The organism is Maribacter taeanensis (genome assembly GCF_047345145.1).
Taxonomy (GTDB): Bacteria; Bacteroidota; Bacteroidia; order Flavobacteriales; family Flavobacteriaceae; genus Maribacter_C.
Genome location: NZ_JBLFER010000004.1, coordinates 95,972 through 112,461, shown reverse-complemented (window position 1 = coordinate 112,461; position 16,490 = coordinate 95,972). Strand labels below are relative to the sequence as shown.

Genomic DNA, 16,490 nt, shown 5'->3' with positions numbered 1-16,490 from the left:
AACTATTCCTTCTTTTGAATTTCTGTAATGTATCCTGAAAAGCTTGTGTTTGTATAGTCGAATCCTGCAATAGATCTTTCTTTAAAACGCGGTAAGGATGCTTTTATGGTTTCTCCTGTAAAATTACCCTCTTCAAGTTCAAAATTGAATCCGTCTTCCGATGTAAAATCTTTATGTTGCCTTAAAAAAAGCGTATCACCTTGAATTGTTTCAATTTTGTACCATGTATTTCCATAAATGGTTTCGTCATTTTGCCTGAGTGTCTGCATAACTTTGACCATATCACCTTCCATTGCGTTCTCAATAGCCGCTGATTGATTATTGTATTGTTGATGTTGCCACTCGTAATATCCTATGAAACCACCAATTGCCAAAAAGAGTACAATTAGGACAAAGTAAAATCCTTTTCTTAATTTAAAACCAGTGGGATTCAATTTAAGTTTTGACTTTTCTGTCTTAAAATAGTTTTCAATTTCATCAGTCCACAGAACAGGTGAAATTTCAGTTTCAGTATTGTGACATACTAGAACACCTGTTACTTTTTTAGATACCTTTTTTGAAAAAGGAGTTTCAATTCTCTTTTGATAAAAATGAAGTTCTAGACAATTTTGACTGCCGCAATCAGGACATTTGCTAGATATTTCTTTTTGCCCAATCGGATCGTAGTAATCAGTTACTTGGTAATACATAATTTGATATTTGGTCTTCTACAGTACAAATATCAACCAAATCTAAGAAGTAGCGTTCCCTGATTTCAGGGGTTTTAAATATTTCTCATCCACATAAAACGTAGCAAAGGGTAGGAGTGAAGCAATTACTAGTATAAAACCTCTTTTTAAAGACCACTTTTTCTGAAACCAGAATACAGCAGCGATTAATATGTAGGCGATAAATAAGACGCCATGCGCATAACCTGCAAATTTGTTCGGCATGGGAATATCAGCCAAATACTTCAAAGGCATGGTTACAGCGAATAAGGACAAATACGATATGCCTTCCAAGATTGATGTGATTCTAAAAAGGTTGAGCATATTTGAAGTTTTAGCTAAATAAGATGAGTATTATTATTGGGAAGATTAATCCAGCAAGAGCCAGTTTCCAACCACGTCTTTTAAACGTATTTTTTCCTTTGGTGATGATGAACATTCCGGTAATTGCAATTGTCAGCATACCAATTCCGAAGATATCTGAATACCAAATCCAAAATTTATTGGTGGTCTTGTGTAGGAACATTGTTTGTCCTAACACAGGTGTTTTACGCTTGTATTCCACAACGCCCTTTCCTGTTGTAATATCAGCGTCTAGGACAATATTATCTTTATAGAAAACACGAAGTTCGTTGTCACGAATACGGTGACTATCATATTCGGCATCCAGTTCCCATTTTTCAGAAATTCCTTTTATGAATTTTTCCGTATCAATCGCATTCTTATCCGAAGGAAGTTCTAATTGAACGTCTTTCGTCTCGTATGCATAATCCATCGGATACCAATCGGCACGGTGGTTCAAAATAATCCCTGAAAAAGAAAATGCGATGATAAGTCCGATATAAAAATAGGCTACATCTCTATGAACATTTCTGTTTTCCCACTTCATCGGTTGTAGATTTCTTGAATTGATATTCCCTTTTTCATACCGTTTTCAGTTATTTAGAATATTTTAATATGAAAATTATAAATTACTGATTATTAATGTTTAAATAATCAATTCCCCTATAAATGAATTACTTCGTCATAGGCGTCTGCAACAGCTTCCATAACAGCTTCACTCATAGTTGGGTGAGGGTGAACTGCTTTCAGAACTTCATGCCCCGTAGTTTCCAGTTTACGACCTAGTACAGCTTCGGCAATCATATCAGTAACGCCTGCACCAATCATATGGCAGCCTAACCATTCTCCGTATTTCGCATCGAAAATTACTTTTACGAATCCGTCAGATGCGCCAGAAGCCTTTGCCTTACCACTTGCGGAAAAGGGAAATTTACCAACTTTAATATCGTGTCCGGCTTCTTTAGCCTGCGCTTCAGTTAAACCTACAGAAGCAATTTCAGGAGAGCAATAGGTACACCCTGGAATATTGCCATAATCCAAAGCTTCCACATGCATGCCTGCGATTTTCTCAACACAAAGAATCCCTTCCGCAGAAGCAACATGTGCTAAAGCTTGACCGGGAGTAACATCGCCAATAGCGTAATATCCGGGAATGTTAGTTTGATAAAAATCATTTACCAAAATCTTGTCTCTATCTGTGGCAATACCTACATCCTCTAAGCCAATATTCTCAATGTTGGTTTTGATACCAACAGCAGAAAGTACGATATCTGCTTCTAGAATTTCTTCTCCTTTAGAGGTTTTTACAGTGGCCTTAACTCCGTTTCCTGAAGTATCTACACCTGTAACTTCGGCAGAAGTCATCACCTTGATACCTGACTTTTTAAAGCTGCGCTCCAATTGTTTTGAAACATCCTCATCTTCAACAGGAACGATTCTAGGTAGATATTCAACTACGGTAACTTCGGTACCCATAGAGTTGTAGAAATATGCAAATTCAATTCCGATAGCACCACTACCTACAACAATCAATTTCTTGGGTTGTTCTTCTAAGGTCATTGCCTTACGGTAGCCAATAATTTTTTTACCATCTTGTGGTAGACTTGGTAATTCACGGCTTCGTGCTCCGGTTGCTATAATGATATGATTTGCCGAATATTCGGTTTCTTTTCCGTCTTCACTCTTCACCGAAACTTTCTTACCCGTCTTCACTTTTCCGAAGCCATTGATAACTTCGATTTTGTTCTTCTTCATTAAGAATTGAACACCTTTGCTCATTCCGTCAGCGACACCACGGCTTCTTTTGACAACAGCATCAAAATCTTTATCAACGCCTTCAGCTTTCAGTCCGTAGTCGCCTGCATGTTGCAGATATTCAAATACTTGAGCAGATTTTAATAAAGCTTTGGTTGGAATACATCCCCAATTCAAACAAACCCCTCCGAGGCTTTCTTTTTCTATAATTGCAGTCTTCAAACCGAGTTGAGAAGCTCTAATAGCGGTAACATATCCTCCAGGACCACTACCTAAAACAATAACATCAAAATTGCTCATAAACTTAATTTTTAGTGTTCAACCCGAAAGCTATCGGGAGCGAGTGCAAAAGTACGCATTTCAGGTAGCAAAAAGCAAGTACGAAAATCCAAAATTATGTTATAAAATCTATGCAGAAAATCCCAACTAAAAAGCACCAAATTCCAAAGAACACTTTCTTGGAATTTGGTGCATCAAATACTGGTATTTGAATAAAATTTATTCCGCAGGAATAAACTTTAAAGCAACGCCGTTAATGCAATGTCTTTCTCCGGTCGGCTCTGGTCCATCTTCAAAAACATGCCCTAGGTGACCCCCACAAGTAGCACAGTGCTCTTCGGTACGTTTGTAACCGATTTTATAATCGACATCATAGGCTACATTTCCTTCAATTTCTTGGAAAAAACTTGGCCAACCTGTTCCTGATTTAAATTTGGTCTTGCTTTCAAATAATGGGGTTTCGCAGGCTACACATACGTAAGTACCCTCTTTTTTATTTTCAAGTAACTCACTAGTAAATGGATTTTCTGTCGCTGCTTTACGCAATACATAATATTGCTCGGCAGTCAATTGTTCTTTCCATTCAGCATCAGTTTTAGTGACCGCAAAAGTTTTTTCTTTCATTTCCGTTTCTTGAACGGCCATGTCTTTCTTTTCTTGAGTATTGCCTTTACAGCTTGTTAGGAGCAAGACAAATACAATAGCAATATTTTTTAGCATAATTATTTATTTTCATTTCCATAAAGATGGAAATCTCATTTAGATTTTTTTAGACGATTCAAATACCGAATACTTTCAAAAATAACCACTCTGGACAAAAAAAATCCTGTCTTTAACAAAAAAACAGGATTTACAAATTGTGGGGTTTTGTTTTATTTCAATTGTACTTTCTTTACATCTTTATCTTCAACACCTAAATAAGCCATTACAGAAGTGATACTAGTCTTGTCAACACTTGACTTCCCAGAGGTAGATTCTGCTGGTAAAACCGCAATTCTGAAAACTTGATTGTCTGTATCACCAGCTGCCAAAGTTCCTAAATCAAAGTCCGCTTCTAAGAAGATATCGACATCTACAAAGGTGTGTTCGAAATTGTATATCAATACACCCTGATCTAAAAGTCGCGTTTGAGGTAATAGTCTCCATATATCTATGGGTTGTCCGTCAGAACCGTCAGCTTGATCCCAAAGAAGATAAACCAATACTACATCAGTTTCTAAAACTTCTATAGAGTCGTCAAAAGTATGTCGAATGCCATAATCATTATCCAAAGTAAACGTTCCTTCAACATCAATGACTTTAGGTAATGGAGCGTCTTGCCCATCAAGACCATCTAAACCATCTCTTCCATCGATTCCATCTATTCCATCAAATCCATCGCGCCCATCAACTCCATTTACTTCACAGGAAACCATGAAAAGTGTTAGAAATGCGCCGAGTATTAGTGTTACTTTTTTCATAATTTTAGTATTTAGTTTATACGAATTTTTCAAAGTTGTAATTTATATTTCAAAAAGCGTTCCACTTTTTTCAGTTTATCAAAATTTCAGCCCTATATTGATGATTTCGTAATAAGAATCAAGAAAAATTCATCTGCTAATTATCAGAGTATTCAATCCTCCAAAGTTGATTACTTTTGCAACAAATACAGCACTCTAATATGTCAAAGGTTATTGCTCACAGTCTTTTTTCTGATTTCGATATTAATTTATTTAAATCAGGAAAGCATTATAAACTATATGAGAAGTTAGGCTCTCATCCGATATTCGTTGAAGGAGTAAAAGGAACATACTTTTCCGTTTGGGCACCAACCGCAAACTCAGTTTCGGTGATTGGAGAGTTCAATGCTTGGCAGGACGGAGAACATGCTCTAAATGTGCGTTGGGATGAAAGTGGAATTTGGGAAGGATTTATTCCAAACGTCGGACATGGTGAAATCTACAAATACAAGATTCATTCAAATAATCACGGAATAGTTACCGAAAAAGCAGACCCATTTGCGCGTTACTGCGAGCACCCGCCTAACACAGCTTCTATTATTTGGGATGCAAAATACACCTGGAAAGACAAAAAGTGGATGGGCTACCGCTCTGAAAAAAACGGATTAGACAGACCCTATTCAGTATACGAGGTGCACTTAGGTTCTTGGAAAAAGAAAAATGACAATGAATTCCTAAGTTATGGGGAATTGGCTGAGGATTTAGTCAGCTATGTAAAAGAGATGGGTTTTACCCATGTGGAATTTATGCCCGTGATGGAGTATCCCTACGACCCTTCTTGGGGGTATCAGCTTACAGGTTATTTCGCGCCGACTTCCCGTTTTGGTGAACCGGAAGGTTTTAAACTATTGGTTGATAAATTACATCAGAATGATATTGGGGTTATTTTGGATTGGGTTCCCTCACATTTTCCTGAAGATGCCCATGGACTAGGGTTTTTCGATGGCTCTCACTTATACGAACATCCCGATAGAAGAAAAGGATATCACCCAGATTGGAAAAGTTTAATCTTCAATTATGGTCGAAATGAAGTCCGTGCCTTTTTAATTAGTAATGCACTTTTTTGGTTAGACCAGTTTCATGCTGATGCGCTCCGAGTTGATGCTGTAGCTTCAATGATTTATTTGGACTATTCCAGAGAAGAAGGGGAGTGGGAGCCCAATATGTACGGCAACAATGAAAATTTAGAAGCACTTTCTTTTATTCGGGAATTAAATCAAGCCGTCTATGAGAATTTCGACGGTGTACAAACCATTGCTGAGGAATCTACTGCTTTTACAGGGGTTTCAAAACCGGTAAATTTAGGCGGATTAGGTTTTGGAATGAAATGGATGATGGGTTGGATGCACGATACTTTAGAGTATTTCAAAAAAGACCCCATCAACAGAAAGTATCACCAAAATGATTTAACCTTTAGCATGACCTATGCCTTTACGGAGAATTTTATGCTCCCGTTTTCGCATGATGAGGTGGTGTATGGCAAACAATCGCTGGTGTATCGTATGCCAGGTGATGAATGGCAAAAGTTTGCGAACTTAAGATTGCTCTTTGGTTATATGTTCACGCACCCCGGAACAAACTTGATTTTTCAAGGTGGTGAATTCGGACAAACTTCTGAATGGAACTTCCAGCAAAGTTTAGATTGGCATTTGTTAGACTATGAAGTGCATTCGGGTGTTCAACAACTCGTTAAAGACTTAAATGGGTTTTATAAGTCGCATCCTGCGCTATATGAGAAGCAGTTCAGTCCTGAAGGTTTTCAATGGATTGATTATGGTGACCATGAGAATTCTGTTTTGACTTACATCCGTAAAGGGCATGACGCTAAGAATGATATTTATATCGCTTTGAATTTGACTCCGGTTCCGAGGGAGAATTATAGAATAGGAATTCCGAAGAAATCAGGACAACTTAAAGTGCTATTCAATAGTGATGCTAAAAAATATGGTGGTTCAGGATTGGATACCAATATTTCTAAACTGAGTACAAAGGAATGGCACGGACATAAAAAATCCATTGAAATGACCATTCCGCCTTTAAGTATTGTTATTTTTAAATAGAAAATTTGAGGATATCGTTATAGTTGACAATTTCAGCTGTAATTATTTCAAGTTTAGGTAGTAATGTACTTTTTTTGCTTCCTCAATATACAATCAACCTACTATGATTACGAATACTGAATTAGAATATAAAGGGAATTTATACCCGAACCAGATAGTCGACTTTCTTCAAGATGTCGACAAGTTGTATTTCACCTCTGAAAATGGAGTGGTACTTCAAATTACCGTGCTTCGGAATAGCATGCTGCGTTTTCGATATGCGACCAGTTATAATTTTGAACCTGATTTTTCATATGCTATCAGCAAAATTGGTAGACGCGGATATGACAAATTAGATGTTTCTGAAACGGATACAGAATACCTTATTGAAACCATTCGTATGAAGGTTTTGGTGGATAAAAAAACGATGCGTGTTCAGATTTCCGACCCAGAGGGAAATATTATCAATGAAGATGAAATTGGTTTTCACTGGGAGGAAAACTATGAATATGGTGGCAATACAGTAAAGATGAGCAAGATTGCTCAAACCGGTGAAAGTTTCTACGGTTTGGGTGACAAGGCAACCCATTCCAACTTAAAAGGAAAGCGACTCGAAAATTGGGTTACTGATTCCTATGCCTACGGAAAGGACAGAGATCCTTTATATAAAGCCATTCCTTTTTATGTAGGACTCACCAATGGAAAAGCCTATGGTATTTTCTTTGACAACACTTTTAAAACGCATTTTGATTTTGCTCATGAGCGTCGTACTACGGCCAGTTTTTGGGCTGATGGTGGTGAGATGAATTACTATTTCATTTACGGACCGGATATGTCAAAAGTGGTTCGTTTGTATACAGATTTAACAGGAAAACCAGAACTCCCACCTCTATGGGCTTTGGGCTACCAGCAATCAAAATGGAGTTACTTTCCAGAAAGCAATGTCAAAGAGATAGCGAAGAAGTTTCGCGATTTGAAAATTCCGTGTGATGCCATTTATTTGGATATTGATTATATGGATGGTTTCCGTTGTTTCACTTGGGATAAAACACGTTTTCCTGACCCAAAGCGAATGATTGGGGAGCTTGAAGAAGATGGGTTTAAAACGGTCGTAATGATAGATCCGGGAATCAAAGTGGATCGTGACTACTGGGTGTATCAAGAAGCCATGGAAAACGATTATTTCTGTAAACGAGGCGATGGCCCTTATATGCATGGAAAAGTTTGGCCGGGTGAATGTCATTTTCCAGATTTTACGAATCCTGAAGTACGAAAGTGGTGGGCAGAATTGTATAAAGAATTTATGGCGGAAATGGGCGTTCATGCGGTTTGGAACGATATGAACGAACCCGCCGTTATGGAAGTACCTTCAAAAACCGCTCCTTTAGATACACGACATAACAACGACGGAAATCCTAGTACACATAGAAAATCGCATAACGTCTACGGAATGCAGATGGTGCGTGCTACCTATAATGGGGTGAAAAAGCACTCCTATCCAAAGAGACCATTTGTAATAACAAGAGCCGCATATGCCGGTACCCAAAGATATGCCTGTACCTGGACTGGTGATAACGTTGCCACTTGGGAACATTTATGGTTGGCCAACGTACAAATGCAACGTATGTGTATGAGTGGCTATTCTTTTGTGGGTTCTGATATTGGAGGTTTTGCTGAGCAACCGAATGGCGAACTTTTTGCAAGATGGATTCAATTGGGAATTTTTCATCCGTTTTGTAGAGTCCATTCAAGTGGTGATCACGGGGATCAAGAACCATGGTCTTTTGATGATGAGGTTACCGATATTGTTCGCAAGTTTGTTGAAATGCGTTACCAATTGCTTCCATATCTGTATACCATGTTTTACGACTATTCTAAAAACGGAATCGCTATGTTGAAATCTTTGGTGATGTTCGACCAAGAAGATCCGCAAACACATTTTAGAACTGACGAGTTCATTTTTGGTGATCAGATATTGGTTTGTCCTATTCAAGAACCGAACGCCCAAGGTAGAAGAATGTATATTCCCAGAGGAAAATGGTATAATTTCTGGACAGAAGAAGTAGTAGATGGTGGAAAAGAAAAATGGGTAGCCGCAGATCTTGATAAAATTCCTTTGTTTATCAAAGAAGGAGCTATTATTCCTAAGTATCCTGTACAGCAATACGTTGGTGAGAAGACAATTGATACGCTGATTCTAGATGTGTATTATAAGGAAGGAATTGAAAATTCTATGGTTTATGAAGACGGGCAGGATGGCTATGATTACACCAAAGGACGCTACAGTCATCGTAAATTCAAATTACAAGGAAAGGCAAAAAAGCTAAGCATTCAACAGCATAAAGACGGCACTTTTATTACCCCATATGAAACCCTTGAGATCAAGTTTCACGGATTACCTTTTGAAATCAATGGCATAGAGATTGATAATGAGGAAGTAAGCTTAGAAGATATTAAGCGAAACGGAAACAATTCTATTGAAGTGAACAAAAACTTTACAACCCTGCACATTACAGGAAAATAATTTTTTTTGTACTTTACAAGGACTAAACATACATCGCAATGAGAAAATTAATTTTAGTGCTAATTATTTTTATTGGCGCTACAGCTTGTAAAACAAATCCTTTCACGGGTCAAAAAGTTTTAAACTTTTATGGGAACAAACAAATTTTTCCAATGGCCTTTGCGCAATATGACCAGTTTTTAACGGAAAATGCGGTAGTAACGAATACCGCAGAATCAAAAATGATTACGAGGGTAGGGCAGCGCATATCTTCTGCAGCTGAACGATGGTTAACCGCAAATGGGTATCCTGGTTATTTAAAAGATTACAAGTGGGAATATAACCTAGTAAAAGATGAAACGGTCAATGCTTGGTGTATGCCAGGAGGCAAAATTGTTTTTTACACAGGTATATTACCAATTACACAACAAGAGACTGGGGTAGCAGTAGTTATGGGGCATGAAGTAGCTCATGCATTGGCAGATCACGGAGCACAACGTATGAGCGCTGGTACCTTACAACAATTAGGTGCGGTAGCTGGCAATGTGGCAATTAAAGATCCTCAAAAGAGAAATATGTTCAATCAGGCTTATGGCTTGGGTTCGACCTTAGGTATCATGCTACCTTTTAGTAGAAGTCATGAAACAGAGGCGGATCGTATAGGACTTCAGATTATGGCTATTGCAGGTTACAATCCTGATGAAGGGGCAGAATTATGGAAACGTATGAAAGCCAAAAGCGGAGGACAAGCACCACCAGAATTTATGAGTACGCACCCTTCAAATGATACACGTATCTCTAATTTGACGCAGTGGGCTCCTTTGGCTAAGAAAGAGGCTGCTAAATTTGGCGTTACTTCTTTTCAATAGAAACTATTGGTAATAATCGTATATTTAAGACCGTCAGTTTTATCGCTGACGGTTTTTTTATACCCAACCAAACCATATGGCAAGAGGCATAGCGATTAAAGGAAGTAAAAAATTATTGAATGCTTGGGCCTTTTATGATTGGGCGAATTCGGTATATACCTTAACAATCGCTTCGTCGATTTTTCCTATTTTTTATTCTGCGTTATTCTCTTCGGATGAAGAGCTCGTTTCTGCTTTTGGATTTGAAATGAAGCCAACAGTACTCATTGAAATTATAACGGCTTTCACCTTTTTAGTGGTGGCGATATCATCGCCTATTTTATCAGGAATTGCCGATTATGTGGGAAACAAAAAGAACTTCATGAAGTTCTTCTGTTATCTTGGCAGTATCGGATGTGTTGGTTTGTACTGGTTCGATTTAGATGCCATTCATACGAGTCTTCTGTTCTATTTTATGGGCCTATTGGGGTATTGGGGTAGCTTGGTTTTCTACAATTCTTATTTACCAGATATCGCTTTTGAAGAACAACAAGATCGTATAAGTGCGAAAGGTTTCTCTATGGGATATATAGGCAGCGTACTTTTGCTAGTGCTTAATCTAGCTATGGTTATGAAACCTGAATGGTTTGGTTTCGACATTAGCATAGCCGATAGTATCAACGAAAATGGTAGTGAAGAAGAGATTGCTACAGCCATGAAAAATGCAAGAAATGGCGCATCTTTTGAAGCTATGAAAATTTCATTCATAACGGTAGGAATTTGGTGGGCACTTTTCAGTCAGTACTCCTTTGCCATTTTACCTAAAGGAACTTCTACTGGTCAAAAAGTAACTAAAGATGTATTGTTAAATGGATTTAGAGAATTAAAAGGTGTCTGGAAACAATTACAGGAAAACTTAAGACTAAAACGATATCTGGAAGCCTTCTTCGTTTTTAGTATGGCCGTACAGACAATTATGCTCATTGCCGTTTACTTTGGTGAAAAAGAAATTGGTTGGGCGGATGATGACCAAAAAACGACAGGACTAATCATTAGTATTCTCGTAATTCAATTGGTCGCTATTTTAGGTGCATTTTTGACATCAAGGGCTTCAGACAAGTTTGGCAATATTAAAACTTTGATTGTAGTAAATGCCATTTGGATGCTTTTATGCGTGTATGCCTTTTTTATGAAATCACCGGAAGAGTTTTATATCGCAGCTGGTTTTGTAGGTCTTGTGATGGGCGGTGTGCAATCATTGGCGCGTTCTACCTATTCGAAATTCTTACCCGAAACGGAAGATACAACATCATATTTTAGCTTTTTTGATGTTGCCGAGAAGATAGGAATCGTAATTGGCATGCTTATTTTCGCCATTGTTGATGAGAAGTATAACATGCGCTACGCTATCCTTTTCTTAGTTGTGTTTTTCTTAGTTGGGATTATTCTGTTGTTTAGAGTCCCAAAGGAGGAAAAGGCGCTTTCTTAGGTTTTACACATTTCTATAATTGTTTAAAAGCCAATTTCTTAGTTCTAAAGTCATCTTCTTCAAAATTTCTTACTTCCATGCAGGAATTCTATAATTTTCTGGCTTCCTGTGCTTCAACGAATTAAGATGTATTTCATCGATAAGGCCCTGTTAAATATGTCAAAATCTATGACTTTCGTAGGTAGAACCACACCACATACATATGAAAACAAAACTACTCCGAAAAAAATCTCGAAAATACCTCTTTGTCTTTGCTTCATTACTCCTTTTTAGTGCTATTCCCTATTACTTTGCAGGCTCTGGTCTAGACAATCCAGAACCGATGGGTGCTTACCTGAATGGTAATTTTCCAGGGAGTCTACCGCAAGGGTTGCCTTATCAACCTGTTTTTCCAAATATTACGTTTGATTCTCCATTGACATTTAATGAAGTGCCCAGTGGAAACAAAGTAATTGTCGGGCAACGTGATGGTAAAATATTTTGGTTCGATAAGAACCCTGGGGTTTCAACTAAAAACTTAATGGTAGATCTATCCGATAAAGTCGGTGTGGTTTGGGACGGTGGTTTTTTAGGCTTGGCATTACATCCACAATTCGGTACGGCAGATAAGAATTATATCTATACTTGGTATACCACTGAGGATGCCAATAGTAATGATTTTCCGAATAGTTATACAACCCAAAGTTGTGATAGTGAAGAATACTGGGGTAACTTTCTAATCTTAGCAAGGTACGAGGCTAATCCGACTACACTTAATGTTCAAGAATCTTCAGAGCAAGTTCTACTTAAGTTGAGAATGTATGGAACGACCCATCGAGGTGGAGGATTATTATTCGGAGACGATGGTTTTTTATATCTAACAACGGGTGATCAAACAGCCTTTAAAAAATCTCAAGATATTATCAATAATCTAGACGGGGGTGTTTTACGCTTAGACGTTGATCAAGACAATACAAAAAGTCACCCGCCAGTTCGCACAATGCCAGATGATCATGGATTTTCCGATGAAATAACCGGAAATGGCTATTGGATTCCGAATGACAACCCATTTCTAAGTCCCGCAGGTGAAAATTTTGAGGAGTATTATAGTATTGGTCATAGAAACCCACACCGAATGACCAAGGACCGAGAAACTGGGGAGTTGTATGTTGGTGAAATTGGTGGTGGAAGACACGAGGAAATAAACATCATCAAGAAAGGCAAGAACTATGGTTGGCCGCTTTATGAAGGATTATACTATAGCACGTTCTGCGTTGATAATTTGTATAATAACATGTCACATGAGCAACCACTTGTAGCTTTTCCAAGGGCGCAGGCAAATGCCGTAATAGGTGGTTTTGTATATAGGGGCAACGAAGTTCCTGAGCTTAGAGGAAAATACCTTTGCGCTGATTATGGTAATGGAGAAGAAATTTTTACAGTGGATGTAAACACTGGTACTTACGAGCAATACGGCAATTTTACTTCTACTAATATTATTTCGTTTGGAGAAGATAAACAAGGTGAACTTTATATTTTAAAACAGGGTACTTCATCACTCTTTAAGGTTACTTCTAAGAATACTGGTTTTGGGAATACACCACAACTTTTATCAGAAACGGGGGCGTTCACAGATTTGAATACTTTAACTCCAACTGATGGTCTTATTCCCTACGATTTGGTTGAATCGTTTTGGTCAGATGGCGCAGAAAAGAAACGCTGGATGGCTATTCCGAATGATGGAAGTCACAACACGGCAGACGAAAAAATTGGATATTCTGATATTGGTGATTGGGATTTTCCCGTCGGGTCTGTTTTGGTAAAGCATTTTGAACTACCGATTGATGAAAATAATCCATCCGTAACTAAAAGATTAGAAACACGATTTTCAATCAAAGCGAGCGATGACAATTTTTATTTTGTCACCTATAAATGGAATGATCAACAAACTGACGCCGAGTTACTCACCACTGGTTTGGATGAATCTATTGACATATTGAAAGCGGATGGCAGTGCAGATACGCAAACATGGAGCTATCCCAGTACGATTGACTGTGTTAGTTGTCATAACCCAATTACTGGAGGTACTCTTGGCACGAGAGCAAGGCACTTGAACAAAGATTATACCTACCCTCAAACGGGAAGAACAGCGAATCAATTGGTTACATTAAGTCATTTAGGGATATTAGATCAAACCATTTCTGATGCTGATACAAATATGATCTTAACTTCTAAATCGATTAATGATCCAACGGCAAGCTTAGATGAAAAAGCAAGATCGTATTTAGATCTAAATTGTGCGTATTGCCATAGACCAGGTACCGGAAATCGTGGTGATTTTAATTTGAGTTTGAATCTTGATATTTTGCAAACAGGTGTTTTGACTGCCAACCCTTATTTACCATTGGGAATACTTAATGAGAGAATTGTAGATCCGGGAAATACGGCTACTTCTATTTTATATCATAGACTTAATAGTACTGATCCGGCTGTTCGAATGCCTCCCATTGCTAAAAATGAGATTGATGTTGTTGCAGTGCAGTTAATTGATGATTGGATTAACCAGTTAGACCCAGATCCGTGTTCGGATCGTATTATTATGGAGACGTTTAGTAATGTTCCAGGTACGACAATTGCAGAACTAAAAAGTAATACAAACTTCCCGAATGCCCCTAGTGCTGTTAACGAACTAACAGAGTTTCGTATTCCAATAAATGTAGCTGATGATTATGGAGTTCGAGTTAAGGGGCTTTTAAAGGCTCCAGAAACTGGTACGTATTATTTCTGGGTAACAGGAGATGATAATGTTGAATTGAGTTTAAGTACTGATGCTAGTGCTGCGAATAAAGTAAGAATCGCTTATCATGACAGCTGGTCATTTGATGGTGAATGGGACAAATTTCCTACGCAAAAGTCTGCTGCTGTTAATTTAGTAGCAGGTCAAAACTATTATATAGAGGCATTGATGAATGAAAGAGGCGGTGGCGATAATTTATCCGTAGGTTGGCGTAAGCCTAGCAATGGAAATGGCGCTGTTCCTTTTCAAGTTATACCTTGTACAGCATTTGACTTTTTCAGCGGGCCTCCCACTGTTAATGTCACTGGTGTAACGCTCGATTCTAACACATTAACCTTACAAGAAGGCGAAACAGGAACGCTAATAGCCACAATTGCACCCTCTGATGCCACTGACCCATCAGTAACTTGGTCATCAAGTGATGCTACTATTGCAACAGTTAATACTAGTGGGTTGGTAACCGGTATTGCTTCAGGTACAGCTACAATAACAGTGACTACCAATGATGGTAATTTCACTGCTGCTGCTACTATTGAAGTCATTCCGGACAATACTAGTACATGCACAGCAAGTGGAACAATTCTAATGCAGCGCTATGATGACATATCAGGCATTGAAGTGTCTAACTTAACAAGTGCAGCCAATTATCCTGACAATCCTTCTTTTACTTCAGAGCTTTCTAGTTTTGAGATTCAAAGAAACCAAGGTGATAACTACGGAGTTAGAGTCAGTGGTTATTTGTGTGCTCCTGAGACAGGCACCTACTATTTCTTTGTGGCTGGCAATAATGGTTCAGAGCTTAGCCTTAGTACAAGCTCAGATGCCACAGGAAAGGTTCGAATTGCTTACCATAGTAATTGGGCAGGTAATAGAGAGTGGGACAAGTTCACAACACAGAAATCTCAAGGTATTTCTCTAACCCAAGGTGATAGTTATTATGTAGAGGCCCTGATGAAAGAAGGTACTTTTGGTGATAATCTAGCGATAGGTTGGCGCAGACCTAGTGATGGAGATGGTGCTTTGGCTAGTCAGGTCATACCAGGAAATGTATTATCACCCTTCATACCCGACATGGTTGCAGTGAGTGGCATTTCTTTATCGCCAACTACACTAACTCTTAGTGAGAGCCAAACGGCTATGCTTAATCCTACCATAGTTCCCTCTGGAGCTAGCGATCAATCTGTAAGTTGGTCTTCTAGTGATGCTGCTATTGCAAGTGTTGATACAAACGGACTGGTAACAGGCATCTCTGAAGGTACAGCTACCATAACGGTAACTACCAATGATGGTGGTTTTACTTCTCAGGCTACCATTGAGGTAACTTCAACGGTTCCCAATACCTGCACAGCTAGTGGTAGTATTTTGATGGAGCGTTATGATGATATATCAGGAATTGCGATTTCGGATTTAACAAGCGCTGCTAATTATCCAGAGAATCCATCATCGACTTCAGAATTGTCTCTTTTTGAGATTCCCAAAAATATGGGTAACAACTATGGGGTAAGAGTTAGCGGTTATTTGTGTGCTCCTGAAACAGGCGTCTACTACTTCTGGGTGGCAGGTAACAATCATTCTGAGATTAGCTTAAGTACTAGCTCAAATGCAGCAGACAAGGTTCGAATAGCCAGTCATGAGGCTTATGCAAGTAATAGGCAATGGGATAAGTTCCCCTCACAGAAATCACAGGGTATTGTTCTAACCCAAGGAGATACCTATTACATAGAAGCACTAATGAAAGAAGGTACTTTTGGTGATAATCTAGCGGTAGCATGGCGCAGACCAAGTGATGGAAATGGTTCATTACCTACTGAAGTTATTCCGGGAATTGTTTTATCTGCTTCTCAGGCAACCGGTGCAATAAACTTTACAGCCGCATTACCAGTGTTCGAAATAAGTTTACATCCGAACCCAACCACAGATATATTAAACCTCTCTGTATTTGGAAACATTGATCGAAGTATTGAAATGTTCTATGTGTATGATATGCTTGGGAAAGTTGTAATTCATACTGAAGCAAGGGATCAAATTTTGACTGGCGGTGAGTATGAAATAAACGTTTCAGAATTAACATCAGGAATGTACTTTTTGTATATAATAACTGATGATAATCAACTACAGGTCGAAAAGTTTATGAAAGAGTAGAACCATAAAGATTGGTTCGAAAGTTCAACCTATATGGAGAATAAAAAAGAGGATCTAGTTTAAACTAGATCCTCTTTTTCTTTTTAAGAATTCTCTAATTAGTTAAGTTCT

The 16,490-nt window shown here is 38.3% G+C and carries 11 protein-coding genes; 5 read left to right on the top strand and 6 right to left on the bottom strand.

The features are described from left to right. Positions 1–2: 2 nt before the first annotated feature. The 6 genes from ACKWCD_RS13880 to ACKWCD_RS13855 all read right to left on the bottom strand — a co-directional run bounded on the left by ACKWCD_RS13880 (position 3) and on the right by ACKWCD_RS13855 (position 4,543). Positions 3–689, bottom strand: a complete 687-nt coding sequence (locus ACKWCD_RS13880; RefSeq protein ID WP_413984560.1) for a hypothetical protein — start codon at positions 687–689, stop codon at positions 3–5. A 42-nt stretch (positions 690–731) separates the two neighbouring features. Then, positions 732–1,031 (bottom strand): DUF3817 domain-containing protein, encoded by a 300-nt coding sequence (locus ACKWCD_RS13875; protein ID WP_413984559.1) that lies wholly within the window; start codon positions 1,029–1,031, stop codon positions 732–734. 10 nt (positions 1,032–1,041) lie between these two features. Next, positions 1,042–1,596 carry a PepSY-associated TM helix domain-containing protein gene (locus tag ACKWCD_RS13870; RefSeq protein WP_413984558.1) on the bottom strand — a complete coding sequence of 185 codons (555 nt, stop codon included), beginning with the start codon at positions 1,594–1,596 and terminating at the stop codon, positions 1,042–1,044. Between the two features lie 116 nt (positions 1,597–1,712). Further along, positions 1,713–3,104 carry a dihydrolipoyl dehydrogenase gene (gene lpdA / locus ACKWCD_RS13865; protein ID WP_413984557.1) on the bottom strand — a complete coding sequence of 464 codons (1,392 nt, stop codon included), beginning with the start codon at positions 3,102–3,104 and terminating at the stop codon, positions 1,713–1,715. Between the two features lie 198 nt (positions 3,105–3,302). Continuing rightward, entirely contained in the window at positions 3,303–3,803 is a 501-nt protein-coding gene (msrB, locus tag ACKWCD_RS13860; RefSeq protein WP_413984556.1) for a peptide-methionine (R)-S-oxide reductase MsrB, read from the bottom strand. A 152-nt stretch (positions 3,804–3,955) separates the two neighbouring features. Beyond that, complete coding sequence (locus ACKWCD_RS13855; RefSeq protein WP_413984555.1) at positions 3,956–4,543, bottom strand: collagen-like protein; 588 nt, start codon at positions 4,541–4,543, stop codon at positions 3,956–3,958. Between the two features lie 200 nt (positions 4,544–4,743). Here ACKWCD_RS13855 and glgB point away from each other — a divergent pair, with 200 nt between their 5' ends. From glgB to ACKWCD_RS13830, 5 genes are all read left to right on the top strand, one after another. Continuing rightward, on the top strand, positions 4,744–6,642 hold the full coding sequence (gene glgB / locus ACKWCD_RS13850; protein ID WP_413984554.1) for a 1,4-alpha-glucan branching protein GlgB: 1,899 nt from the start codon (positions 4,744–4,746) through the stop codon (positions 6,640–6,642). Between the two features lie 103 nt (positions 6,643–6,745). Beyond that, positions 6,746–9,145 carry a glycoside hydrolase family 31 protein gene (locus ACKWCD_RS13845; RefSeq protein ID WP_413984553.1) on the top strand — a complete coding sequence of 800 codons (2,400 nt, stop codon included), beginning with the start codon at positions 6,746–6,748 and terminating at the stop codon, positions 9,143–9,145. Between the two features lie 38 nt (positions 9,146–9,183). Continuing rightward, complete coding sequence (locus ACKWCD_RS13840; protein ID WP_413984552.1) at positions 9,184–9,993, top strand: M48 family metallopeptidase; 810 nt, start codon at positions 9,184–9,186, stop codon at positions 9,991–9,993. A gap of 76 nt (positions 9,994–10,069) precedes the next feature. Then, positions 10,070–11,461 (top strand): MFS transporter, encoded by a 1,392-nt coding sequence (locus tag ACKWCD_RS13835; RefSeq protein WP_413984551.1) that lies wholly within the window; start codon positions 10,070–10,072, stop codon positions 11,459–11,461. 202 nt (positions 11,462–11,663) lie between these two features. Next, positions 11,664–16,379, top strand: coding sequence for a PQQ-dependent sugar dehydrogenase (locus ACKWCD_RS13830; protein ID WP_413984550.1), 4,716 nt, complete (start codon positions 11,664–11,666; stop codon positions 16,377–16,379). Positions 16,380–16,490: the final 111 nt, after the last annotated feature.

Coding starts and splice junctions, on each gene's coding strand:
- msrB (WP_413984556.1), bottom strand. CDS start 3,803: ATGCTAAAAAATATTGCTATTGTATTTGTCTTGCTCCTAACAAGCTGT.
- ACKWCD_RS13845 (WP_413984553.1), top strand. CDS start 6,746: ATGATTACGAATACTGAATTAGAATATAAAGGGAATTTATACCCGAAC.
- ACKWCD_RS13870 (WP_413984558.1), bottom strand. CDS start 1,596: ATGAAGTGGGAAAACAGAAATGTTCATAGAGATGTAGCCTATTTTTAT.
- ACKWCD_RS13880 (WP_413984560.1), bottom strand. CDS start 689: ATGTATTACCAAGTAACTGATTACTACGATCCGATTGGGCAAAAAGAA.
- ACKWCD_RS13875 (WP_413984559.1), bottom strand. CDS start 1,031: ATGCTCAACCTTTTTAGAATCACATCAATCTTGGAAGGCATATCGTAT.
- glgB (WP_413984554.1), top strand. CDS start 4,744: ATGTCAAAGGTTATTGCTCACAGTCTTTTTTCTGATTTCGATATTAAT.
- ACKWCD_RS13840 (WP_413984552.1), top strand. CDS start 9,184: ATGAGAAAATTAATTTTAGTGCTAATTATTTTTATTGGCGCTACAGCT.
- ACKWCD_RS13830 (WP_413984550.1), top strand. CDS start 11,664: ATGAAAACAAAACTACTCCGAAAAAAATCTCGAAAATACCTCTTTGTC.
- lpdA (WP_413984557.1), bottom strand. CDS start 3,104: ATGAGCAATTTTGATGTTATTGTTTTAGGTAGTGGTCCTGGAGGATAT.
- ACKWCD_RS13855 (WP_413984555.1), bottom strand. CDS start 4,543: ATGAAAAAAGTAACACTAATACTCGGCGCATTTCTAACACTTTTCATG.
- ACKWCD_RS13835 (WP_413984551.1), top strand. CDS start 10,070: ATGGCAAGAGGCATAGCGATTAAAGGAAGTAAAAAATTATTGAATGCT.